The sequence below is a fragment of the Acinetobacter sp. YH12039 genome (genome assembly GCF_013420015.1).
GTDB classification, from domain to species: Bacteria; Pseudomonadota; Gammaproteobacteria; order Pseudomonadales; family Moraxellaceae; genus Acinetobacter; species Acinetobacter amyesii.
Window position 1 is genome coordinate 1 of the sequence record NZ_VOZA01000039.1, and the last position, 22,631, is coordinate 22,631.

The 22,631-nt window shown below is 42.3% G+C and carries 22 protein-coding genes; 8 read left to right on the forward strand and 14 right to left on the reverse strand.

The window, feature by feature from the left end:
- Positions 1-183 precede the first annotated feature (183 nt).
- The 3 genes from FTT98_RS13620 to serB form a co-directional block, all read right to left on the reverse strand.
- Positions 184-663: an SCP2 sterol-binding domain-containing protein gene (locus tag FTT98_RS13620; RefSeq protein ID WP_078190615.1), complete on the reverse strand. Its 480-nt coding sequence runs from the start codon at positions 661-663 to the stop codon at positions 184-186.
- 156 nt (positions 664-819) lie between these two features.
- Positions 820-1,152, reverse strand: coding sequence for an AciT family ciprofloxacin tolerance protein (gene aciT, locus FTT98_RS13625; protein WP_078190616.1), 333 nt, complete (start codon positions 1,150-1,152; stop codon positions 820-822).
- 414 nt (positions 1,153-1,566) lie between these two features.
- The gene (gene serB, locus FTT98_RS13630) at positions 1,567-2,787 is read right to left on the reverse strand and encodes a phosphoserine phosphatase SerB (protein WP_078193257.1); all 1,221 of its coding nucleotides are present in this window, start codon (positions 2,785-2,787) and stop codon (positions 1,567-1,569) included.
- A gap of 77 nt (positions 2,788-2,864) precedes the next feature.
- Here serB and FTT98_RS13635 point away from each other — a divergent pair, with 77 nt between their 5' ends.
- Positions 2,865-4,121 (forward strand): hypothetical protein, encoded by a 1,257-nt coding sequence (locus FTT98_RS13635; protein WP_168379711.1) that lies wholly within the window; start codon positions 2,865-2,867, stop codon positions 4,119-4,121.
- A gap of 49 nt (positions 4,122-4,170) precedes the next feature.
- On the opposite strand, the gene ppk1 is transcribed toward FTT98_RS13635, so the two are convergent.
- The 5 genes from ppk1 to mhpT form a co-directional block, all read right to left on the reverse strand.
- A complete protein-coding gene (gene ppk1 / locus FTT98_RS13640; RefSeq protein ID WP_180041562.1) occupies positions 4,171-6,234 on the reverse strand; it encodes a polyphosphate kinase 1 in 2,064 nt (687 codons plus the stop codon).
- Between the two features lie 206 nt (positions 6,235-6,440).
- Complete coding sequence (locus FTT98_RS13645; RefSeq protein ID WP_180041563.1) at positions 6,441-7,409, reverse strand: bile acid:sodium symporter family protein; 969 nt, start codon at positions 7,407-7,409, stop codon at positions 6,441-6,443.
- A gap of 73 nt (positions 7,410-7,482) precedes the next feature.
- Positions 7,483-8,133 carry a bifunctional nicotinamidase/pyrazinamidase gene (gene pncA / locus FTT98_RS13650; RefSeq protein WP_180022346.1) on the reverse strand — a complete coding sequence of 217 codons (651 nt, stop codon included), beginning with the start codon at positions 8,131-8,133 and terminating at the stop codon, positions 7,483-7,485.
- Between the two features lie 70 nt (positions 8,134-8,203).
- Positions 8,204-8,593: a hypothetical protein gene (locus FTT98_RS13655; RefSeq protein WP_180022316.1), complete on the reverse strand. Its 390-nt coding sequence runs from the start codon at positions 8,591-8,593 to the stop codon at positions 8,204-8,206.
- 150 nt (positions 8,594-8,743) lie between these two features.
- Entirely contained in the window at positions 8,744-9,955 is a 1,212-nt protein-coding gene (gene mhpT / locus FTT98_RS13660) for a 3-(3-hydroxy-phenyl)propionate transporter MhpT (RefSeq protein WP_180041564.1), read from the reverse strand.
- Positions 9,956-10,678: 723 nt separating this feature from the next.
- Here mhpT and dapA point away from each other — a divergent pair.
- From dapA to purC, 3 genes are read left to right on the forward strand one after another with little or no spacing between them, the layout of a single operon-like run.
- The gene (dapA, locus tag FTT98_RS13665; protein ID WP_078193262.1) at positions 10,679-11,578 is read left to right on the forward strand and encodes a 4-hydroxy-tetrahydrodipicolinate synthase; all 900 of its coding nucleotides are present in this window, start codon (positions 10,679-10,681) and stop codon (positions 11,576-11,578) included.
- Positions 11,579-11,593: 15 nt separating this feature from the next.
- The gene (locus tag FTT98_RS13670) at positions 11,594-12,199 is read left to right on the forward strand and encodes a lipoprotein-34 precursor (NlpB) (protein WP_078193263.1); all 606 of its coding nucleotides are present in this window, start codon (positions 11,594-11,596) and stop codon (positions 12,197-12,199) included.
- 36 nt (positions 12,200-12,235) lie between these two features.
- The gene (purC, locus tag FTT98_RS13675) at positions 12,236-12,955 is read left to right on the forward strand and encodes a phosphoribosylaminoimidazolesuccinocarboxamide synthase (protein WP_180041565.1); all 720 of its coding nucleotides are present in this window, start codon (positions 12,236-12,238) and stop codon (positions 12,953-12,955) included.
- A gap of 338 nt (positions 12,956-13,293) precedes the next feature.
- On the opposite strand, the gene FTT98_RS13680 is transcribed toward purC, so the two are convergent.
- Positions 13,294-14,565, reverse strand: coding sequence for a replication-associated recombination protein A (locus FTT98_RS13680; protein WP_180004338.1), 1,272 nt, complete (start codon positions 14,563-14,565; stop codon positions 13,294-13,296).
- Positions 14,566-14,817: 252 nt separating this feature from the next.
- On the opposite strand from FTT98_RS13680, the gene FTT98_RS13685 reads away from it, so the two are divergent.
- Together FTT98_RS13685 and FTT98_RS13690 are read left to right on the forward strand one after the other, a co-directional pair.
- A complete protein-coding gene (locus FTT98_RS13685) occupies positions 14,818-16,614 on the forward strand; it encodes an EAL domain-containing protein (protein ID WP_180041566.1) in 1,797 nt (598 codons plus the stop codon).
- Between the two features lie 20 nt (positions 16,615-16,634).
- The gene (locus FTT98_RS13690; protein ID WP_168379720.1) at positions 16,635-17,111 is read left to right on the forward strand and encodes a DUF523 domain-containing protein; all 477 of its coding nucleotides are present in this window, start codon (positions 16,635-16,637) and stop codon (positions 17,109-17,111) included.
- Positions 17,112-17,138: 27 nt separating this feature from the next.
- On the opposite strand, the gene FTT98_RS13695 is transcribed toward FTT98_RS13690, so the two are convergent.
- Positions 17,139-17,591 carry a YcgN family cysteine cluster protein gene (locus tag FTT98_RS13695; RefSeq protein ID WP_180041569.1) on the reverse strand — a complete coding sequence of 151 codons (453 nt, stop codon included), beginning with the start codon at positions 17,589-17,591 and terminating at the stop codon, positions 17,139-17,141.
- Between the two features lie 167 nt (positions 17,592-17,758).
- Here FTT98_RS13695 and FTT98_RS13700 point away from each other — a divergent pair, with 167 nt between their 5' ends.
- The gene (locus FTT98_RS13700; RefSeq protein ID WP_005006601.1) at positions 17,759-17,917 is read left to right on the forward strand and encodes a DUF1328 domain-containing protein; all 159 of its coding nucleotides are present in this window, start codon (positions 17,759-17,761) and stop codon (positions 17,915-17,917) included.
- A 163-nt stretch (positions 17,918-18,080) separates the two neighbouring features.
- On the opposite strand, the gene murJ is transcribed toward FTT98_RS13700, so the two are convergent.
- On the reverse strand, positions 18,081-19,622 hold the full coding sequence (murJ, locus tag FTT98_RS13705) for a murein biosynthesis integral membrane protein MurJ (protein WP_078193266.1): 1,542 nt from the start codon (positions 19,620-19,622) through the stop codon (positions 18,081-18,083).
- Between the two features lie 86 nt (positions 19,623-19,708).
- The gene (ampD, locus tag FTT98_RS13710) at positions 19,709-20,281 is read right to left on the reverse strand and encodes a 1,6-anhydro-N-acetylmuramyl-L-alanine amidase AmpD (protein ID WP_078190631.1); all 573 of its coding nucleotides are present in this window, start codon (positions 20,279-20,281) and stop codon (positions 19,709-19,711) included.
- A gap of 199 nt (positions 20,282-20,480) precedes the next feature.
- Here ampD and nadC point away from each other — a divergent pair, with 199 nt between their 5' ends.
- The gene (gene nadC / locus FTT98_RS13715; RefSeq protein WP_180177485.1) at positions 20,481-21,326 is read left to right on the forward strand and encodes a carboxylating nicotinate-nucleotide diphosphorylase; all 846 of its coding nucleotides are present in this window, start codon (positions 20,481-20,483) and stop codon (positions 21,324-21,326) included.
- Positions 21,327-21,399: 73 nt separating this feature from the next.
- On the opposite strand, the gene FTT98_RS13720 is transcribed toward nadC, so the two are convergent.
- Positions 21,400-21,645 carry a hypothetical protein gene (locus tag FTT98_RS13720; RefSeq protein WP_180110697.1) on the reverse strand — a complete coding sequence of 82 codons (246 nt, stop codon included), beginning with the start codon at positions 21,643-21,645 and terminating at the stop codon, positions 21,400-21,402.
- 150 nt (positions 21,646-21,795) lie between these two features.
- Positions 21,796-22,512: a ribonuclease PH gene (gene rph, locus FTT98_RS13725; protein ID WP_078190634.1), complete on the reverse strand. Its 717-nt coding sequence runs from the start codon at positions 22,510-22,512 to the stop codon at positions 21,796-21,798.
- Between the last annotated feature and the right edge of the window lie 119 nt (positions 22,513-22,631).

Consider the following 22,631-nt stretch of genomic DNA (forward strand, 5'->3'; position numbering starts at 1 on the left):
TAATGGAGAAATCTAATCGGTATGTTATACCTGAGAGAAGAGTGAGGAGTTATCCAAGGGTTGTAAAAGGAAAACCTCAAAAATACCCAAGAAAAAGCCAGTCAATCTCTTAACTGACTGGCATTACTCAAAAGAGGGCTTTTTTTAATGCTCCTCCTTTAGGAGGAGAACAAGGCGTAAATCTTACTTACCTGTTTTTTCTTTAATAAACGCACGTGCGATTTTGATTTTTTCTTTAACAGGTTTTGGAAGTTTAGGTGGAATTAACTTCGCCACTTGGTTAAACCAGACCAGTAGACCAAAATCACCTTCCATTTTAATACTGCCATTTTGCATACCCGTCATAAATGCTGTTGGGTCACCTTTCATTAGGGTTTTCACGCCCTGTTCGCTGTCCGCAAATTGCAAAATAAAGTCTGCTTTTTCCGCATCGCCTGAAACAGTATCAATCTGTCCATTATTTACAATAATTTGACGTGCAACACCCAAATCTGTACCGATTTGAATGCGGAATTGACGTTCATGAACCAATTCAATGAATTTAGGGCTAGTACGTGCAAGCTGTTTCATACGAAGCGCTAAACCTGCCACGAGTAAATCAAGTGGATCCGTACTGACATCAACTAAAGGTAGTTTTACGACAGGAATTGATGATAGTTTCATGACTTAAAGCCTATTGTAATTGTTGGAAAATTGACTGGCTTCATCCTACCATAACTTGGCTTTTGAGAAGTAAGGCTTTGTATCTCAAATCGGACTAATGCGTTCATAAAAAAATGCGCCCTCAGGCGCATTTTCATTGAAATTTTGTTCTGGCACTTATCGGCTCGAACATTGCTGTTCTTCATCATATACAGGCGTGTGCTCTATACATTGGCGCTTTGCCATCGCACGCTCTGCACGGCGGTCTTCACGTAACAATACTAAAGTGAATACCACCATTGCGGCCATTAATGCCGTTAAATAACTATAAGTCACTGATAATTCAAACATGGTTTGTGTGCCAAATCGAATCACTTCAATGAGTCCCCACACCAGCATCCCCGCCAGCATAAAACTTAACCAGCGACGATAAGGCGAGAAGAAAACAGCAATCACAGCCGCCGATACCAAGCTCAGGCCAACGATTGTTGCTAAATTCGCTGTTAACATAAAAACCTCCGTCATTTGACAGCTGACATCTCTTGTCTTACAGGATGCTGAGCCGTCTCACTACTGTATCTTCAGTAAATAGATTTGGTCGATCTCAATCTCTTGCAAGCATTATGCTGAGTTTTTTGCATAAAAAAAGTCTCGTTTTTTGTCCATGCGACACACCTTGTCGCAACATTATTTTGTCATTACATTTTTTCTTTTTAAAGAATTTCTAGAACAATGATGGCATCTCGTTTCGAGTGTCATTACAAAAAAAACAGCTGGTTTTAGGCTAAAAAAATTAATTTTTCGAATGCTGTTAATCGTTGTTTTTATCGACAATTTTCTTCTACCGTTCATCGGATGAGCTGAATTCTTGGCATAAAAAAACGCAGCCTTTTGGCTACGTTTTTGACTGTGCCTTAAATGGTTTTAAGCACGATTTAAATCTTTATCATGCACACCAAGCAGGTAAAGAACACCATCTAGACCCACGCTTGAAATGGCTTGATTGGCATTTTGACGAACCAAAGGTTTCGCACGGAAAGCAACGCCTAAGCCGGCTAAAGACAACATTGGCAAGTCATTCGCACCATCACCGACAGCAATGGCTTGTTCTAATGAAATCCCCATTTCTTCAGCGATTTGAGTCAACAAGAAGGCTTTGCGAGCACCATCCACAATATGGCCTTTCACTTCACCTGTTACCGCGCCATCTTGTACGTCCAGTACATTGGCATGGACTTCATCGATACCCAGTTTTGCTTGTAGATATTCGGCAAAATACTGAAAACCACCTGACAAAATAGCCGTGCGATAACCCAATGATTTAAGCGTTGAAATCAGACGTTCCGCACCTTCTGTAACAGTCAGACGTTCTGCAATTTTAGGCAATACCGAAGCATCCATACCTTTGAGCAGTGCCACACGTGCACGGAAACTTTGTTGGAAATCGAGCTCGCCTTGCATAGCACGTTCAGTGATTTCAGCCACTTGAGCCCCGACACCCGCTTCAATCGCCAATTCGTCAATCACTTCTTGCTCAATCAGCGTCGAGTCCATATCAAAGCAGACCAAACGACGATTACGACGGTAAGCATTGTCCTCTTGAACGGCAACATCTACCCCTAGTTCGGTAGATAGACGTAAACATGCTGCACGCATCGCAGTGGCATCCAACATTTGGCCTTTTAAACCAAATTGAACGCAGGCACGGCGCGGACCTTCGCTCGATCCATCTAATTCTGGACGGCCAGATAAACGAGTCACCGTTTCGATATTAAAGCCTTGGCTCGACACAATATTTGTAACTGCCTGTAAATGAGACGCCTGTAATTCTGGCGCAAGTGCCGTAACGATATAGCGTGTGCGGCCTCCCTCATTTACCCATTGTTGATATTCTGTTGTAGAGATTGGTTTAAAGCGCACAGTTAAGCCAATATCATGTGCTAAAATCAACATCTCCTTCATGGCTAATGCTGTCGCAGTCTGGTCTTCCGACGAAACAACAATACCTAAAGTCAGCTGATTGTGGATGACTGCTTGTCCGACATCTAAAATCTGTAAGGAATGTGCGGACAAAACCTGCATTAATCGTGTAAATTGATTAGGTTGGTCAGGTCCTAAAAGTGATATAAGAATGATTTCTCGCATGAATTGACTCGGGTCTGAGCTACAACTAATGTAAGAATCATAATCTAAATTGAATAGAATTGCCTTGGAAGTTTACGTTGAATGCGCCTAGACAAGGGCTATTTGCTAGCCTATTAGTAGTTTGTTTTGCTTTGCATACCTTTTTATTGGTATTGGCAACAACCCACCAATTGAACGAAAACCGTGCCAGTCAGGGACAACTGATGACCAGTCAATTGGTTACAGACAGCCTATCTGAGCTTGAGCCGGCCAATACCGTATCATTAGCCTTACTTGCTGACCGCTATGCAACCAACCCGAGCGTGGCTTCCATCCGCATTTTAAATGCCAATAATCAAGTTTTGGCCACAGGCGGTTTGACCAAAACCCGTGACGGTGAAATCTTTGTTCGTGATGCGCTGCAAAACGAAAAGAAAGTCGGAACGGTTGAAATCACCTTAATTAAACCAAGTATTGGTGAAATCTTACGTACGCAGTGGGCTGCGATTCTATTTTCATTATTCTTACATGGCTTGTTATGGTTGGCGTATCGCGCTATTGCGCGTCCAAGTCGTACTGAATATTTAGCGCGAATCAACAATGAATCACGTCTAAAACATGAAATTCAAACGCTAGCGCAGGCTTTAGAACAAGAAAAACATAATGCCGCTCTGGCGATTGCTCAAGCGCAGCAAAATGCGCAAGCCAAAGCAAAACAGCATAAAGACATGAAACCAGTGGTTCTCGACAGCAACAGCTTGGCATTAAATATTCAATTTTATGATCCGAAACAGTTGCTCGATAGCGTCAACAAAACCGTGTCTGTGCCGTATTTTAATCTCTGCCAAATTTTCTTGAATAAAACCACAGAACTCTGTGTTCAACATTATAAATTGAACAGTTCTGACATCAGTACAGTGCATAAGTTTGATGAACATGGCGCAACCATCAGCATGACTGCTGACACTCCAGATGCGCTGCGTTGCCTCACCATGATCAGCTCAGTATTCCAATTGCTTTCAGATGTTTTATATAAACGCTACCGTGAAGAAAAACGATTCGTTTTACAAACCCGTAGTGCAATTTCAAGCTCTGTCGAAGCTATGCAATTGTCTTCTGTACAAGCGGCTGAACGTTTAGTCCAACAATTGGTTGCCAAAGAAAGTGCCATTCATGTGCCGACAACTTTGCTCAAAGAGATTTCAGATCATTTCCAATTGGTCAGCTTGCCAAATCCGACCAATGTGCTCACTCGTCATGCGTTTATGCTCAATGGAATGGACAGTGATGCCGCTGAATTGGCTCAAAACTTCAGAACTGAAATTTTAAAATCCAAACAATCAAAAGCCTCTTAAAGGTTTTAGCAAAATCAAAAATCCCGACTTGAATCGGGATTTTTTTGTCTTAAACGGTCGAAATTTTCTGTGCAATCAAATATTTTTGCGCGTTATGCAGCTCGTCACCTGCTTCAACCACGACTCTCTCCCATTGCCCATTCGACTGCATTTCCCATGCATTTTGATTATCGTCCAAATAGTTAAGTAAACCATCTTTCATAATGCGTTTTTTCAAACGGCTTTCTAAAATGGGAAAACAGGTTTCGACCCGTGAAAATAAGTTACGTCCCATCCAATCGGCACTGGCACAGTACAATCGTTTTTCGCCTGCATGCTCAAAATAATACACTCGAGTGTGCTCTAAGAAGCGCCCAACGATAGATCTCACATGAATATTCTCAGACATACCTTTGACCTGAGGAATCAAACAACAAATCGAACGGATAATTAAATCTACACGTACCCCTGCTTGCGATGCACGATACAAAGCAGCAATCAGTTGCGGTTCCGTAAGTGCATTGACCTTCACAATAATTCGTGCGTATTTTCCCGCTTGTGCAGCAACAATTTCCTGTTCAATTAGTTTCAATAATTCAGTATGCAGGGTAAATGGTGCATGCAATAAAGCTTTCAGCTTCGCCATCTTGCCCATACCGGTCAGTTCCTGAAACATACGATGCACATCCTCGCAAATATCGGGATGCGTCGTCATCAAGCCATAATCGGTATACATCCGCGCATTGCCTGCGTGATAATTACCTGTTCCCAAATGGGCGTAGCGTAGCAGCTGATTATTTTCACGGCGTACAATCAAAATCATCTTGGCATGGGTTTTATAGCCCACGATGCCATACACCACGACAGCCCCAGCTTCTTGCAATATATTGGCCACAGTAATATTGGATTCTTCATCAAACCGCGCCCGAAGTTCGATAACTGCGGTTACTTCCTTGCCGTTGCGAGCAGCCTCCGCCAAAACTTGTACGATGTCCGAATCTGGCCCACTGCGATAGAGCGTCTGCTTAATGGCTAAAACCTGAGGATCTTTTGCAGCTTCACGTAATAGGTTAATGACCGGTTGAAAGGAGTCAAACGGATGATGTAACAACACATCTTGTGTTTTTAATACATCAAAAATCGCGGTTTGTTTCCGAAAAACTTTAGGAATAATTGGTGTATAGACCGGATATTTGAGTTCAGGTCGATTAAAACTGTTACTGAGCCGCGATAAATTGATCGGGCCATCAATGCGATAGAGCTCCTGCTCACTCAAATCAAATTCATCTAACAAATAATCAATAATGCTTTGCGGACAATCATCTTCAATTTCTAAGCGAACTGCCCGACCAAAACGGCGTGAAGACAATTCATCTTTTAATGCCACCGCCAAGTCATCCACATCCTCAGCCAAAACCAAATCTGCATTGCGTGTCACTCGAAAGGCATAACAGCCCGTCGCTTTCATTCCCGGAAATAGGTCATTGATGTGTTGCTGAATAATGGCGGTCAGGAAAATTTGTGTCTCTGCACTGCCTTCAACTTCGGTGGGCATTTTGATTAACCGCGGCAACGAACGTGGCGCAGGAACAATCGCCATTTCAATGGCACGACCAAAGGCATCTTTGCCTTCTAGGCTCACAATAAAGTTGAGGCTTTTATTGACCAAGCGTGGAAACGGATGAGATGGATCTAAGCTAATCGGTGTTAAAACTGGTTGTACTTCTTTACTAAAATAATGGCTAATCCACGCCCGATGTTTTTCTAAAATATCTTTAAATTGAATAAAGCGAATGCCTTCACTTTGTAATGCAGGCAATACAGCATGATTAAGGGTCTGGTATTGCTGTGCAACTGTGCCATGAATCACTTGGGAAAGTTCATCTAAGACCACTTCAGTCGGAATGGCATCTGGCGTCCGTGCAATCGCATTCAAATCTCGTTGTTTCATCAGCCCCGCAATGCGAATTTCAAAGAATTCATCTAAATTGCGTGAAAAAATGATGAGAAAATTCAAGCGTTCAAGTAAAGGTAAACTTGAATCGAGTGCCTGAGCCAAGACCCGCCGATTGAAATCTAAAAGTGACAATTCACGATTATAATAGGTCTCTGATGAATGCTGAAAATGTTGCATACCCTCTCAATGCTGTTTGAAACAGTCTATATCTAAAGTGTTTGCCGGCATGTTAGGCAGCGGATATGACACTTATGTTACAAATAGCATTAATCAATTAAAAAAGCATGCAATTCCCTAAAGCCCTGTTCATCAAATCGTAAAATTTATTTTCGACATCAAAAAAGAGGGACATTGCCCTCTATTTTACTGAATTGTTTTTTTGTTTATTGCACAGGCTTGTCTTGTTCCAATGCTTTGGGCTCACTCGTCCGTGCTGCCCAATAGGTTGCCAGTGCGGGACCCGAAATATTGTGCCACAAACTAAAAATCGCACTCGGCACAGCGGTCAGAGGTGAAGCGGCAAAATGGGTCGCCGCCAATGCCACACCCAAACCTGAGTTTTGCATCCCAACTTCAATCGACACTGCTTTACAGTCTGCATAGGGCAATTTAAATATTCGGCTGGCCCAAAAACCCAATAGATAGCCCAAGCCATTATGTAAGGCAACTACCCCAAGAATCAGTAAACCTGATTGCAAAATCTGTGTTCGGCTACCCGCAATGATTGCCGCCACAATCGCCACAATTGCCACAACAGAAACCAATGGCATGACCTGTATATAGGCATCCACTCGGTGCTTAAAGACAGTTCGAATCATTAACCCCACAATGATCGGAAATAAAACCACTTGTAAAATTGAAACCAACATCGATGCCGCATTAATTTCAATCCATTGGCTTGCCAGCAAATAGAAAATCGCAGGGGTTAAAACCGGTGCGAGTAATGTCGAAACAGAGGTACAAGCAACAGATAATGCGGTATTGCCTTTTGCCATATAGGTGATGACATTAGAAGCCGTTCCACCCGGACAGCAACCGACAAGAATGACCCCGATCGCGATTTCTGTCGGCAGTTGTAATAATTTACACAAGAAAAAAGCCAATCCCGGCATCACAATAAACTGTGCCAAAACCCCGATCATCACAGCTTTAGGGCTTTGCAATACACTTTTAAAATCTTGCAGTGTCATGGTCATGCCCATACCCAACATAATGATGCCTAGCATCCATGGGATATATGCTTTTAACCAAACAAATACATCGGGAAAAAACATGGCGAGCGCTGCAAACAGCACCACCCAAATCGCAAATGTTTTCTGCACAAATTGAGTGAATTTTAAGAAAGCCGACATAGGCATCTTCCATTTAAAAACAGGGACAAAAAAAGGCACACCCTTGTGCCTTTTCTCAACTGAGCCCACTGGGTCATGCCAAAGATAATGCCTGTGCATGCTGCTGCACAATATCTTTCAGGTAAATACGCTTCACCCCATTCGCCAACATGTCTTGCCATGCATGCTGTAAAGAACCCTGTAAATCGATCCCTTTGGTCAAATCAGCAATCACAAAAGTTTCAAAACCAAGCTTACGTGCATCCATTGCCGTCCATGCAACACAGAAATCCGTGGCAATGCCCACCACAAAGACCGTATCAATACCACGTTCGCGCAAATAGCCCGCCAAACCCGTTGAAGTTTTCTGATCCGCTTCCATAAAAGCAGAGTAGCTGTCGATATGCTGATGAAAACCTTTACGGATAATCAGCTGCGCCGTCGGTAAATTTAAATCCGGATGCAATTCGGCATCCTGTGTGCCTTGTACACAATGCGTCGGCCACAATACTTGCGTTCCATAATTCAGCTCTATGCTGTCATAAGGTGCATGCTCAGGATGATTTTCAGCAAAAGAAATATGGTCGGCTGGATGCCAATCTTGAGTCAGCACAATATTCGTAAAGTATTGTCCCAATTGATTAATCCCTGGAATAATTTGATCGGCATTGGCAACAGCCAACTGACCGCCTGGGGTAAAACCATTTTGTACATCGACCACAATCAGCGCTGTATTCTTTTGCATATCTCTCCATCCGTTGTCATGCATTGTCGGCGACTCTACTGATTCGCTCATATTTTAAAAGCCTTAGTATTCAGTCCTGTGCATAAAAATAAAATGACTGTCCTTCCTGACAATACCGATACTTGGGCAAATGCTCAACCAAACGCTGTGCAAAGCGTGGGTAAATACGGGCTTTTCGCCGAGTCGAAGCATGAAAATAAAAATAGCGCGGTTGATGTTGAAAGATATATTTTAATAAATGGCGGCGTGTCTGTTGCATGACCTCAAACGCATTAATATTTTCAGCAACATCTTCTAGGGTAGGTTCATCGGCAAAGGCCAACCACGCATTTTGTCTCGGCTGATGGCGATTTCTTTGAAATACAGGTTTGAGTTCCAAGATAAATTCGTATTGATGTAGATACAAACTGAATTCACGTTGATCAACTTTAAAAATTGCGACCAGTTTTCTTGCTGACATAGCCCCTCTACGTTGATTTTTTATTTTCTCTTTCTGCTGTATTTTTACATAAAATACATTTATTTATCTTGATTTAAAGCATTAGCGCGACTTCAATTGTCGCCATAAAAAAGCCCGCAATATGCGGGCTTTTTTGATATGACATGTTCCTTAAGATGGAATACGACGTACCAATAACAACATAAATATTGCAGAGATTGCGATACATGGAATTGCAGCGGTAATCACCCCTGCCGCACCAAAACCTGCTGCCAATAACTGACCCGCAATTGCAGGGCCTAACATTGCACCGACACGACCAACAGCTGAAGCGACACCAACACCCGTACCACGTAACTGTGTTGGATACACGATACCACCGAAGGCATACAGCACACCTTGGCAACCAATCACGAATGCACCGACTAAAGCTGACGCCATATACATTTGAGTCAATGAACCTGCACCATTCAGCGCAAATAGACCTGCCAAAATACCACCGTACATCAAAATGATCACATAAGCTTTCTTCCAACGGTCAGTCAACATACCTAAAATGATCGTACCAATGGTTGCACTCACCATGAAGTAGAACTGCGCAGTTGCACCATCTTTACGTGTGAAACCGAGTTCGGTGAACAACGATGGTAACCAGCTCAACATGATGTACACCACCATCAAGGTGAAGAAGTAGCTCACCCAAATTGAGAAGGTACGTAAACGGTTTTCTGTGTTGAATAGGTTTTTGAAAGCACCTTGTTGCACTTCGCCATTGGCAGTCGCTTGAACCGCTTGATCTTTGGCTTTCAAGAATTCACGCGATTCAGGCAAGAACCAAATCATCAATGGAATCACAACAATCGGTAATAAACCGCCTAAATAGAAAATATTTTTCCAGTTTGCACCGAAGTCTGTCATTGCAACCAATGACAAGATTGCCGCACCCACAGGCATACCACAGTACATCAAACCGACTGCACGACCACGATTTTGTGGTGTTACCGCTTCAGATGCCAAGGTAATCAAAATTGGCATTGCTGCCCCTAAACCTGCACCTGCAAGAAAACGTACGGCCAATAAGCTATGGAAACTGTTTACCCATACCGTACATAAGGTAAAAATGGCGAACATCCCCGTAGACCAAATTAATACTTTTTTACGGCCCACTCGGTCTGCAATCCGACCACCCACCAAAGCACCAGGTAATAATCCTAAAATACCGGCACTAAAAAATACCCCTAGCTGCGAGCTATCCAGCCCGAAATATTCACGAATCCCTGCTGCTGCAATACCTGCAGCCTGAATATCCAGACCTTCGATTACGGCAATAAGGAAACAGATTGCTACCGTGATAATAGCATGCTTGTTATCTGACTTTTCCATTGGAGAATCCTTGTTGTCATCAGCGTTCAAATTAAGTTCGCATCATCGCTGAGCCGTATAGAGGATATAACTACCAATAAGTTGAAGCCTTTCGTCCGAAATTCGATTACGTGCATGGTGTAATAGTTTTTGTGCTTTAAGTCACAAAGTCGTAAAAACAATTAAAGATTTGAAATAAAAAAATATGAATCGTGCAATGAACAGTCAAATCAAGCAATTTTTTATACGCGCATAAAAACGTGTCTATTTCTATTAGATAAAAAAAAGATTATTACCCAAGTTTTTAACAATCATTTGTAATAAAACCCGAGCGAATTGATATAGTTTTTAAATCTTTAGTCATTGTTATTTAATCTTAAATTCTGATTAAAAAACACGGAATACAGATAGATCAACCCTTTGCTGATGATTTAATCAATCCCCATCAGCCATGCCACCCCTCTCGATTGAATAAAACATTTTCTAGATTCAGCCCTGCTGAACAATTTTCAGACTGCAAAAAAACCGCTATTTTACACTTGATTGTTTTAAGTTTGATTTGTATAAAGAATTTTATGGCTTTGACCAAAGCATATTGTTCTTATGCGTTTGATCAGTCATAATTTGCGTAAGCATTATTCAATTTGGGTATAGCCCAATGAACATGCTACAAATCAAAATTCGAAACCATCCAGAAATCTATATTTCATCTTGTCGGATGGACAAATAGGATAGCTTTTCAAAATGACTCAGCAAGCTCAGACCATTCAAGGTTCAATTGTCGCAATCGTCACCCCAATGTTTGAAGATGGCAGCGTAGATTGGAAGAGCCTCGAGAAGCTGGTTGAGTGGCATATAAAGCAGGGCACCAACAGTATTGTTGCTGTAGGGACTACAGGTGAAGCTTCTACCTTGAGCATGGCCGAACACACTCAGGTGATCAAAGAAATCATCCGTGTGGCGAACAAACGCATTCCAATTATTGCCGGCACAGGTGCAAACTCAACCCACGAAGCGATTGAACTCACCAAAGAAGCCAAAGAATTAGGTGCAGATGCGGCATTATTAGTAACACCATACTATAACAAACCGACCCAAGAAGGCCTGTATCAACACTACAAAGCAATTGCTGAAGCTGTTGATTTACCTCAAATTTTATACAACGTCCCTGGCCGTACCGGTGTAGACATGCACAACGACACCGTGATCCGTCTTGCTGATATTCCACAAATCGTAGGGATTAAAGACGCCACTGGCGATGTTCCTCGTGGTCAAGAACTCATTGAAGGCCTTAAAGGCAAAGATATGGTGGTGTACTCAGGTGATGATGCAACGGCTTATCAGTTAATGGGTTTAGGTGCTAAGGGCAACATTTCGGTTACTGCGAACGTGGCGCCAAAAGAAATGAGCGAAGTGTGTGCAAGCGCTTTGGCGGGTGACGCAGTCCAAGCCGAGCAACAAAACAATACTGTTGCAAATTTACATCAAATTTTATTTTGCGAATCGAACCCAATTCCTGTGAAATGGGCACTTCATGAGATGAACCTGATTGAAACAGGCATTCGCTTACCATTAACACCCCTTGCAGAACAATATCGCACTCCGCTTCGTGAAGCACTCATCACTGCGGGCGTTATCAAATAAAGAAGAGCAAACATCATGCAATTACGTTTAGGACTTAGCCTGGCACTTTCAGTGTTTACATTAGCCGGTTGTAGTTCACTTGCCTTTAATAATGGCACACTGGACTATAAACAAACCACAGATGTTGAACCACTGAAATACCCTGAAGGGTCGATGGTTCGTCCTGCAACGCCTTTGTATCCTGCTCCATCTGTTGACCCACTAGCAATTGAGCATGCACCAAAGCTTGAAAATAAGCGCGGCAATCGCTATGCCCTTCCGCGTCCAGCCGCGGAAAAAAATAATGTCGTTGCAGATTCCTCAACAGACAGTACAAATATTAGCCGCCCTCAACTATTGGTGGATGGAAATCAAAATCCACTGATCAAAGTTGAAGGAAATTCTGCTACAATTTGGCAATACACACTTGCTACCCTCAGCAGCCTTAACCATACCATTGTTGGTCAGAGCAAAAACCGTTACGAAGTAACCGTAAAGGTCGATCAGCAGACCTATGTCTTAAGACTTTCTTCTGTAGGTTCAAGCAATAACATCGCTGTGTTCAATGCCGATAACAGTTTTGCAGACAAAGAAAAAGCTGCAGATCTGTTAGCTCAGATTTACCAAAATTGGCCAGCCTAGTCGTACTAGGCATTTTTTCTCGAAAAAGGTTCCCTCATGTTAAAACAAACCTTGCTCTATACTGGTAAAGCGAAATCTGTTTATGAAACAGATAGTTCTGACCACCTCATCCTAGTTTTCCGTGACGATGCTTCTGCATTCAACGGTGAAAAAATTGAACAACTGGATCGCAAAGGTAAGGTGAACAACCGTTTTAACGCCTTTATCATGGAAAAATTGGCTGCGGCTGGTATCGAAACTCATTTCGAAAAACTTCTTTCTCCAACTGAAGTTTTAGTGAAAAAATTGACTATGGTTCCTGTAGAGTGCGTAATTCGTAACTATGCAGCAGGTTCACTTTGCCGTCGTTTAGGCGTTGAAGAAGGTAAAGAACTTACTCCGCCAACTTTCGAATTGTTCTTCAAAGACGATGCGTTAGGCGACCCAATGGTGAATGAATCACAAGCGATTGCATTAGGTTGGGCGACTGCAGAACAACTCGCTCAAATGAAAGAATTGACTTATAAAGTAAACGAAGTACTTAAAGGTCTATTCGATGCAGGCAACATGCTGCTTGTTGACTTTAAACTTGAATTTGGTCTGTTCCACGACCGTATCGTACTGGGTGACGAATTCTCTCCAGACGGCTGCCGTCTCTGGGACAAAGACACTAAGAAAAAACTCGACAAAGACCGTTTCCGTCAAGGTTTAGGCGGTGTAGTTGAAGCTTATGAAGAAGTTGCTGCACGTTTAGGTATCGACCTTTCTGATATCTAAGTCGTTCATCGATGTAAAAAACCGAGCTCTTTAGCTCGGTTTTTTAATGAAATATTACTCGATTAATCTATGATCGAAAAAACAAATGTTAACCATAAAAATCCTCTGTTTCACATTTAGCCAAGTTCACACTAAGATACCTACATACCAGGCAGCACCAGGATCTATAAGTTTTCAATGTGTATGCCGACCAAATTTTCCATCTACCCTCTAGGATGTATCTCCCCAAAGACATCCTATTTTTTCAGCCCAGCTCGCCTTGAGTTGGGCTTTTTTTTGCATGAAATAGACATAAAAAAGGGCGCCGAAGCGCCTTCCCATTATGATCATTCAAATTATTACTGCTGTTGTTGTTGCATCCAACGTCGTTGCTGCAAACGCTCACCTTCGACTTCACGTTTATTGCGTGCAGACTCATACAGCTTAGTGCCTTTCAGTTCAGGCGGCATATAATCCTGCATGACAAAATGCTCAGGATAATTATGTGGATATAAATAGTCCACGCCATAGCCTTGCTCTTTCATCAATTTGGTTGGTGCATTTCTCAAATGTAGTGGCACAGGTAGATTCGAGGTTTTTTCTGCCAAATCTAAGGCTTTGTTGATGGCCAAATAAGTACTGTTACTTTTAGCACTGGTTGCCAAATACACCGCACATTGCCCCAAAATGATTCGACACTCAGGCATACCAATTGCCTGCACAGATCGGAAACATTCTCCAGCCAACAGTAAAGCATTTGGATTTGAGTTGCCAATATCTTCAGATGCCGCAATCAACATACGACGGGCAATAAAAACAGGATCTTCACCACCTTTGAGCATTCGAGCCATCCAATACAAAGCGGCATCTGGATCACTGCCTCGAATCGACTTAATAAAAGCCGAAACTAGATCATAATGCTGTTCGCCCGATTTGTCATAGCGTGCAATATTTTGCTGCGCAACTTTGACTACCACCGCATTGTTAATGATATTTTCTAAGTCTGGCTCAAACGTACTGGCGATTAAATCTAAAAGATTTAATGCTTTACGAGCATCACCTGCGGCAAATTGAAATAAAGCTTCATATTCTTCGATTTGAATATAACGCTCTTTTAAAAACGAATCTTGGTGAATGGCTTGATCCAATAAGCGCTGAATTACGTCATTATCCAGAGCATTTAAGGTATACACCTGACAACGCGACAATAAGGCATTATTAACTTCAAATGAAGGGTTTTCTGTGGTTGCACCAATCAGGGTAATTTTGCCCTTTTCGACAGCATTCAGTAAGGCATCTTGTTGTGACTTATTAAAGCGATGAATTTCATCAATAAACACCACAGGTGTCAATAAATCTCCACCATCGGCGATGATTTCACGTAACTCTTTCACCCCAGTATTGAGCGCAGATAAACTAATAAATGGTCGGTCAACGGCCTGCGCTAACAACAATGCAATTGTGGTTTTACCTACACCCGGAGGTCCCCAAAAAATAATCGATGGCAAATGCCCTTGGTCAATCATCTGGCGTAACGGTGCATCTTCACCCAAAAGGTGATCTTGTCCAATAATTTGCGATAAATCATGAGGACGCATGCGTTCAGGAAGAGGAATTTGGCTGTCTGACATCTTATTATTTCGTTTCCGGCAATTGGGGACGTTTTTTCTATTCTAACACTGCCTTGGCAGAATCTTTGCTTTATTCGATATTCAATTTAAGAGGCTGGTTTGATGTCGTTATTTAAGTATCTTGCATGTAAAAATCCTTAGGCGAATGTTAACTATAATGTAACAAGAGATCTTATCCCTTATCGATCAAATTAAAGTATGATCGGCTAGATATCCCATTTTTAGCTTGCCTGACCCAATTGGACAGATTGTATGAAGCAATCATTAAAGCAAAAGCAAATACCTCAAGTTCAACAAGGCATTGATCTATCTATATATTCATTTCAACAAATGCCTCAAGCCAAGAATATACAATTACAACATACCCAATGTGCAGAATTACGCGAAAAACTCGACAGCCGTAATCAAATGTTAGATGCCAGTGTCGACTGTATTAAATTATTAAGCCTAGACGGTCATATTCTGCATATGAACCGCGCTGGTTGCTTAGCTCTCGGTGTGTCGCCGACTGAAACTGAGTTTGGTATGTCATGGCACAAATTATTGCCTGAAGAAGTCCGCGACGCGTGTCTGAATGCTTTTGCAGAAGCCAAACAAGGAAAAACTTCTCGCTTTGTCGGCATGAGCCAAGTGGCCGATGAACCCATGGCTTATTGGGATAACATGCTCAGCCCAGTATTCAACGAATATGGCCAAGTCAAAGAAATTCTCTGTGTCTCCCGTGATATTACGGTACAGCGACTGGCGGAAAATAAACTCCAACGGATCATTGAACAGGATGATTTAACAGGTTTATTAAACCGCCGTGCCTTTAGTCGAGTCTTTAAAAGTCACTTAAGAGTGGCACGAGAACATCAGCAACAACTGGGTTTGTTATTGATCGATCTGGATTATTTTAAGCATATTAATGACACCTTAGGGCATAGTGCCGGAGATCATTTACTGCATACCCTTGGGCAGCGTTTTCAGCACTGTTTTGATGCAAATATCGTGGTTTCACGCTTAGGTGGCGATGAATTTGCCATTTCTATTCCGAACTTAAAATCGCAACAACAATTAACAGATATTGCCAGCATCGCCTGTCAGCAAATGGATATGCCGATTTTCTATAATGGACAAAGCATCAATATAGGTATGAGTATTGGCTGTGCGATCTACCCACGCGATGCACAAAATTCCTCGAATTTACTTAAATGCGCAGATATTGCACTGAATGATTTAAAAGGCAGTGGTCGTGGTGGGGTGCGAATGTTCAACCACACCATGTTTAAAATTCTTGAAAACACCACTCGCCAATTAACGCTAGCCCGCAGCCTGATTAAGTCCAATCAAATTATTCCGTTTTATCAACCCAAAGTTCGCCTTTCTGACAGTCAAGTGGTCGGCTTTGAAGCTTTGCTGCGTTGGTACGATAAAGACCAACAATTACAATTACCTTCTCAAATTTTTGCTGCATTTCAAGATTATGAATTGGCTTCACGCATTAGTGAAACGATGCAAATTAAAATCTTTCAAGATATTCAAAAATGGATTGAACTCGGACTTCAACCGCTACCAATTTCAATAAATGCAGCCCCTGTCGAATTTTTACGTGATGATTATGCGGAAAAACTACTGAATCGCTTAAAGCAGTTTGGTATTTCACCTGACATTATTGAAGTCGAAATTACCGAGCAAAGCCTGTCAGAACGTGGCTCAAATTATGTGATTCGCGCCCTCAATTTATTGAAAGACCATGGCATCCACATTTCTTTAGATGATTTTGGTACAGGTCATTCATCATTAACACGTCTAAGTAACTACCCTGTCGACTGTATTAAAATCGACCGTAATTTTGTGGAACGCATGCACACCGACTGTTCAGCACTAGCCATTGTCAAAGCGATTACCCAAATTGGTGCGAGTGTTTCCCTGAATATACTGGTCGAAGGTATAGAGAAACCGGAACAGGTCGATACCTTAAAAGAATGTAATTGTCATACTGGACAAGGTTTTTACTTTTATCGCCCGCTCAGTTATGACCATGCGATGGAACTTTTAAGTCGCTAAAACTTGTGGAGCATGACACGATGACACTGAAGTATTTAGTCAGTGCCTGTCTTGCAGGCCAACCGGTTCGCTATGATGCCAAATCAAATACACAAGCTGCGATTTGCCAACTCATGCAGACCCACCAAGTCATTACCGCCTGCCCTGAAATGATGGGTGGCCTGAGCTGTCCACGTTTTCCTGCTGAAATTCAAAATGGTCAAGCCAGTGATGTGCTCAATGGCACAGCCCAAGTCAAAGATGTCTTGGGCACAGATGTCAGTGCTGAATTTATCGCGGGTGCCCATCGCATGTTGGAATTGGCCCAATTGCATAAGGTTGATGTGGTGGTATTGAAGGATCGTAGTCCGTCTTGCGGTAGTCATTATATTTATGACGGCAGCTTTACGCGTACAAAAATTGAGGGCTATGGAGTAACCACAGCACTCCTTAAACAGCATGGATTTCAGGTTCTGTCAGAACAAGACTTTCTGGCTATGATACAAGATCAACTCTAGATCCAAGATAGAGCGTATCTGTGTCCTTTAGCGTACCCAACGTACAATATAATCTTCAATATCCGACGGGTTGACGTCTTCTTCACTGATGCAACGCCCTGCGGCAGACTTTCGTGCCTTCAAAATACTGTCACGATTTCCCGTCACTAGATGATGCCAACGTGGTAAATCTTTACCTTCAGAAATTCTACGATAAGCACAGCTCGGTGGTAGCCAATGAAATTGGTGAATCTGATGTGGCGTCAGCTGTATACAGTCTGGAACGTGTGATTTGCGATTTGGATAATCGGAACAACTGGCGGTTTCACAATCTAAAAGTTTGCATGCCACTTTGGTGTAAGCCACCTCTTGCGTATCTTCATCTTCAAGCTTGATTAAACAACACAGCCCGCAACCGTCACAGAGGGACTCCCACTCCAAATGGGTGAGTTCAGTCAAAGCATGCTTTTTCCAAAAATGTGGGCGTAGAGTATCGGTCATCTTCTCGCTCGCAACGAAGGTGGCAGGCATATTAACTGAACCCGCACATAAATTCCTCGTTTAAGTTACCGAATATTGAACATTAAATAAACAAAAGAATACATAGCATGCTTTCTGTGACTCCTATACTGATGAGACAGAATAAAAAATCACATGGAGATAAAACTATGTTCCGCTGGGCTATTATTTTCGCTGTAATTGCTTTGATTGCGAGTCTGCTAGGTTTTGGTGGTGTGGCAGGCTTATCCAAAGACTTTGCTGTTATTCTTTTGGTTATTGCAGTCATTCTCGCAATTGTTGGTTTCCTCTCTCGAGGAAAAGTTTAGGCGACTGATTGAATGTCGTTTTAAACTACAAATTACTCCCCTCAGACTCATGATTCAGAAACGTATGTTTTTATCATCTTGAGTCTTAATCAAAAAAATAAGAGCCTATGGGCTCTTATTTTTTTACATCAACGTCAAACGCATTACGCTGTAGGTTTTAGCTTTAAGGTTTTAAGTGACGTGGTCTAAAGCCTGTTGCAATTAAGGCGATACCATAAGCAGCAACACCAATCACACATAAGATGATCACTTCCGCGACACGCATCCACGCAGATACATCACCGTTGTACCATGTTAAGCCATACCACAGTGCAGCAATCATCACAGCATTGGCTATCGCAAACTGAATCACCAACTTTTTCCAATGTGCGCCAAAGCGAAAAATATTGCGCTTATGTAAATAAAAATACAGCATCCCTGCATTCACTAATGCGGAACCAGAGGATGCCAATGCCAAGGCCATATGCTCAGCATGCCAATCAATCAGTTTAAAGAATCCAATAAACACCACGTTAAGAATGGCATTGGCTGCGACCGCCATTAAACCTACACGTACAGGAGTTTTGGTATCTTGTTGCGCATAAAACCCTGGTGCAAACACTTTAATGAGCATGAATGAAATCACACCGGCACTCATACATTGCAATGCCAATGCGGTCATCTGTGTATCTTCAAAGCTAAATTGACCACGTTCAAATAAGGCCTGAATAATAGGTGTAGAGAGCATGAAAAGCGCAATACTTGCAGGCACACCCACCAAGATAATGACCTTAGCTGCCCAATCAATCATACGACGGAATTTTTCTTGATCTTGTTCAGCATGACGCGCAGACAACGAAGGTAAAATTACGGTACCTATCGCGACACCAATTAAGCCCAATGGCAATTCGGTCATCCGTTCGGCACTGTATAACCATGACACCGAACCATCTTGCATGAAAGACGCCCAAATGGTGTTCAACAGTAGGTTGATCTGCGTCACTGAGACACCAAACAGTGCTGGCAGCATCAACTTCATGATGCGATCAACACCTTCGTGTTTGAAGTCAACTTTCGGTGGAATCAGTAATTTTTTACGCCACAGCTCTGGAATCTGAATCGCCAATTGCAAGAAGCCTGCCGCGACAACAGACCAACCCAAAGCCATAATTGGCTCAGCCATATAAGGGGTTAACCATAGCGCACCGGCAATCATCGCGACATTGAGTAACACTGGAGCGAACGCAGGTGTACTGAATGAGCCATAACTATTCAAAATACTGCTGGCAAATGCCGTTAAGGACATAAACAGTAAGTAAGGAATCGTTAGGCGAAACATATCGGTGGCTAACGCAAACTTGTCTGCATCACCATGGAAACCCGGTGCATAGATATAGATAATCGCGGGTGCGGCCACCATCGCGATGAACGTCAAACTAGTCATCACCAGACCTAAACAGCCAAAAACACGGCTAATCAGAATCTGGACTTCGGCATGGGTTCGACTGGTTTTATATTCAGTCAATACAGGAATAAAGGCTTGTGAAAATGCCCCTTCTGCAAATAAACGCCTAAAAAAGTTAGGAATACGAAAGGCAACCACGAAGGTATCGAAGTCTTTACCTGCACCAAATACATTTAACAGGACAATATCCCGTACCAGTCCCAATACACGGGACAACATAGTCATTGCACTGACAATAACTGTCGAACGCCAAAGCGCCATCGGTATTTCTCACTTTTGAAAGTGCGCCTATTGTAATGAAACTCGTCAAGGAATTTCATTGGTTTATTAAACGCAGTGTGTATTGTTTATTTGTTTTTAAAATGATGCAGCTGCTGACGAAAAGCGTTCCACTCAAAAAATGGACCCGGATCAGTTTTACGTCCCGGTGCAATATCTGAATGCCCTGCAATATGTTGTTGAATTTTAGGATAAGCCTGTTGTAAACACGCCACGACCTCTGTCAGCACGGCATATTGTGCAGCTTCAAAAGGTAAATCATCACTTCCTTCGAGCTCAATACCTATCGAATAATCATTACATTCTTTTTGCGCTAAATAGGTTGAACGACCAGCATGCCAAGCCCGATCATTAAAATTGACAAACTGTAGGACTTCGCCTGTACGCAGGATCAATAAATGTGTCGATACCTGCATCCCTTCAATGGTTTGAAAATAAGGATGTTTCGACCAATCCAACTGATTTTGGAAAAATTGTTCGATATAACCACCGCCAAACTGAGAAGGTGGCAAACTAATATTATGAATGACGACAAGCTGAATTTCGGTATCTTCAGGACGCTGGTTAAAATTCGGTGATGGAATTTGACGCGCACCTAGCAATTGCCCATCCTGCACCTGAAATGTTGTTGCTTGTGACATAAAAGAATCCTGTGTCTAAGCCGGCCTGCAATGCTGCAGATCAAAACGCCGAGCCCTACTTGAAAGTTTTAATGCTAAAACTTTCACATTGAAATCTCAATTCAAGTCTGTGAAAGTAGTTAAAAATCGCTCATTTTTCAGGAACAATGCTAATATAACACGCACATTTTCCTGGGTTAAAAAAGATACGGAACTTCTTATGAGCATATCGCAATCTTTGCTTGAACAATCAATCCAAATCAATATTCAACACGCACTACAAGAAGATATTGGCGAAGGCGATATTACAGCCCTGTTAACTCCAGAAGATGAACAAGCCACTGCAACAATTATCAGCCGTGAAGATATGATCTTGGCAGGTCAGCCTTGGGTCAATGCACTCATTCAGGCTTATGATGCCACTGTCCAAGTCACTTGGTTGAAAAATGATGGTGACCGTGTGGCCGCAGGCGAAGCCTTTTTAAAACTCGCAGGTTCTGCGCGTAGCTTACTGACGGTTGAGCGTCCAGCCTTAAATTTTGTGCAAACCTTATCTGCGGTTGCGACCAAAACCGCTGCCTATGTCCAGCAGCTTGAAGGTTTGCATACTCGTCTACTCGATACCCGTAAAACCTTGCCAGGCCTACGTATTGCACAAAAATATGCGGTTGCTGTCGGAGGTGGTCAAAACCATCGCTTAGGTTTATTTGATGCGTTTTTAATTAAAGAAAATCACATCATGGCAGCAGGTGGCATCCAACAAGCGATTGCCAAAGCACACCAGATTGCACCGGGTAAACCTGTGGAAGTTGAAGTCGAAACTTGGGATGAACTCAACCAAGCATTGGAAGCAGGTGCGGATATTGTGATGTTGGATAACTTTAGTCAGCAACAAATGATTGATGCCGTTAAACACGTCAATGGTCGCTGCAAACTTGAAGCGTCAGGCAATATCACTATTGCAAACTTACGTGAAGTGGCAACGACAGGGGTCGATTATATTTCGATGGGTGTGCTCACCAAAGATGTCACAGCGATTGATTTATCGATGCGCTTTAATGCCTAACGCTCTAGACTTACTCTAAACATAAATAAAGGGTGCTATTGCACCCTTTTTGATGCTTAAGATCTAGCATGACTTAATCATCATCTTGCTGTTGTTTTGAACTTCGTCGAGCTTCATCTTCATGCTCGGAGTCCTTTTCATGCTCCGCATCGTCTTCATGCTGCTCGCGCTCATCTTGATCATCGCCCTGATCTTTTGAGTTTTCACTTTGTTCAGAAAAACGACCACCTTCACGCTCTTGATCCTGATTTCCAAAAAAATCACAACCACTGATCAACAATACGCTGAACAAAGAAAAATACATCATCCAATTTTTCATATTTAGTCCTTCAAAGCATCCTGATCCTATTAATTTGAGTCAAAGACACGCTACTGAATAGCCGATTCGTGTTGGATTTTCTATATTCAACGCATAAAAAAACGCATCCGAAGATGCGTTCTTTATTCAGTTTGAACTGAATCAAACAACTTACCAGCCTAAAGCTTCTTGTTGTTTTTTGATCAATTCTTGAATGCCTTTTTCAGCAAGTTCAAGCATTTCATTACACTGTGTACGTGTAAATGGTTTGTCTTCTGCTGTACCTTGAAGTTCAATGAACTCACCAGCTTGTGTCATCACTACGTTCATGTCTGTTTGGCAGCTTGAATCTTCTTCATAGCAAAGATCAAGTAATGCTTCGTCTTGATACATCCCTACAGAAATCGCAGCAACTAAACCTTTTAATGGATCTTGTTTAATTTTTTTATTTTCAAGCAAGACATTCATTGCATCGACCAAGGCAACTGCTGCACCTGTGATTGATGCTGTACGTGTACCGCCATCTGCCTGAATCACATCACAGTCGATGCTGATGGTATTTTCACCCAATTTTTTCAAATCGACCATCGCACGTAAGCTACGACCAATCAGACGTTGAATTTCTTGAGTACGACCGCTTTGTTTACCACGTGCCGCTTCACGGTCAGTACGTGTATGTGTTGAACGAGGTAACATGCCATATTCAGCAGTCACCCAACCCTGACCTTTTCCTTTAAGGAAACGCGGCACTGAGTTGTCGACACTTGCAGTACAAAGAACTTTTGTATGACCAAATTCAACCAATACAGAACCTTCCGCATAACGTGTGTAGTTACGGGTAATTTTTACTTCACGTAATTGATCTAATGCTCGTTGGTCGATACGCATAATGAGTCCTTAATCTGACAAAATTGATTGCGGCACATTATAACAGAAGGTACAGCCAGATTCGGGACGCATTCGTGTGCATTTACAAAATCCATTCATCCAAGTTTTGATAGGCCCAT

Coding starts and splice junctions, on each gene's coding strand:
- FTT98_RS13620 (WP_078190615.1), bottom strand. CDS start 663: ATGAAACTATCATCAATTCCTGTCGTAAAACTACCTTTAGTTGATGTC.
- aciT (WP_078190616.1), bottom strand. CDS start 1,152: ATGTTAACAGCGAATTTAGCAACAATCGTTGGCCTGAGCTTGGTATCG.
- serB (WP_078193257.1), bottom strand. CDS start 2,787: ATGCGAGAAATCATTCTTATATCACTTTTAGGACCTGACCAACCTAAT.
- ppk1 (WP_180041562.1), bottom strand. CDS start 6,234: ATGCAACATTTTCAGCATTCATCAGAGACCTATTATAATCGTGAATTG.
- FTT98_RS13645 (WP_180041563.1), bottom strand. CDS start 7,409: ATGTCGGCTTTCTTAAAATTCACTCAATTTGTGCAGAAAACATTTGCG.
- pncA (WP_180022346.1), bottom strand. CDS start 8,133: ATGCAAAAGAATACAGCGCTGATTGTGGTCGATGTACAAAATGGTTTT.
- FTT98_RS13655 (WP_180022316.1), bottom strand. CDS start 8,593: ATGTCAGCAAGAAAACTGGTCGCAATTTTTAAAGTTGATCAACGTGAA.
- mhpT (WP_180041564.1), bottom strand. CDS start 9,955: ATGGAAAAGTCAGATAACAAGCATGCTATTATCACGGTAGCAATCTGT.
- dapA (WP_078193262.1), top strand. CDS start 10,679: ATGACTCAGCAAGCTCAGACCATTCAAGGTTCAATTGTCGCAATCGTC.
- FTT98_RS13670 (WP_078193263.1), top strand. CDS start 11,594: ATGCAATTACGTTTAGGACTTAGCCTGGCACTTTCAGTGTTTACATTA.
- purC (WP_180041565.1), top strand. CDS start 12,236: ATGTTAAAACAAACCTTGCTCTATACTGGTAAAGCGAAATCTGTTTAT.
- FTT98_RS13680 (WP_180004338.1), bottom strand. CDS start 14,565: ATGTCAGACAGCCAAATTCCTCTTCCTGAACGCATGCGTCCTCATGAT.
- FTT98_RS13685 (WP_180041566.1), top strand. CDS start 14,818: ATGAAGCAATCATTAAAGCAAAAGCAAATACCTCAAGTTCAACAAGGC.
- FTT98_RS13690 (WP_168379720.1), top strand. CDS start 16,635: ATGACACTGAAGTATTTAGTCAGTGCCTGTCTTGCAGGCCAACCGGTT.
- FTT98_RS13695 (WP_180041569.1), bottom strand. CDS start 17,591: ATGACCGATACTCTACGCCCACATTTTTGGAAAAAGCATGCTTTGACT.
- FTT98_RS13700 (WP_005006601.1), top strand. CDS start 17,759: ATGTTCCGCTGGGCTATTATTTTCGCTGTAATTGCTTTGATTGCGAGT.
- murJ (WP_078193266.1), bottom strand. CDS start 19,622: ATGGCGCTTTGGCGTTCGACAGTTATTGTCAGTGCAATGACTATGTTG.
- ampD (WP_078190631.1), bottom strand. CDS start 20,281: ATGTCACAAGCAACAACATTTCAGGTGCAGGATGGGCAATTGCTAGGT.
- nadC (WP_180177485.1), top strand. CDS start 20,481: ATGAGCATATCGCAATCTTTGCTTGAACAATCAATCCAAATCAATATT.
- FTT98_RS13720 (WP_180110697.1), bottom strand. CDS start 21,645: ATGAAAAATTGGATGATGTATTTTTCTTTGTTCAGCGTATTGTTGATC.
- rph (WP_078190634.1), bottom strand. CDS start 22,512: ATGCGTATCGACCAACGAGCATTAGATCAATTACGTGAAGTAAAAATT.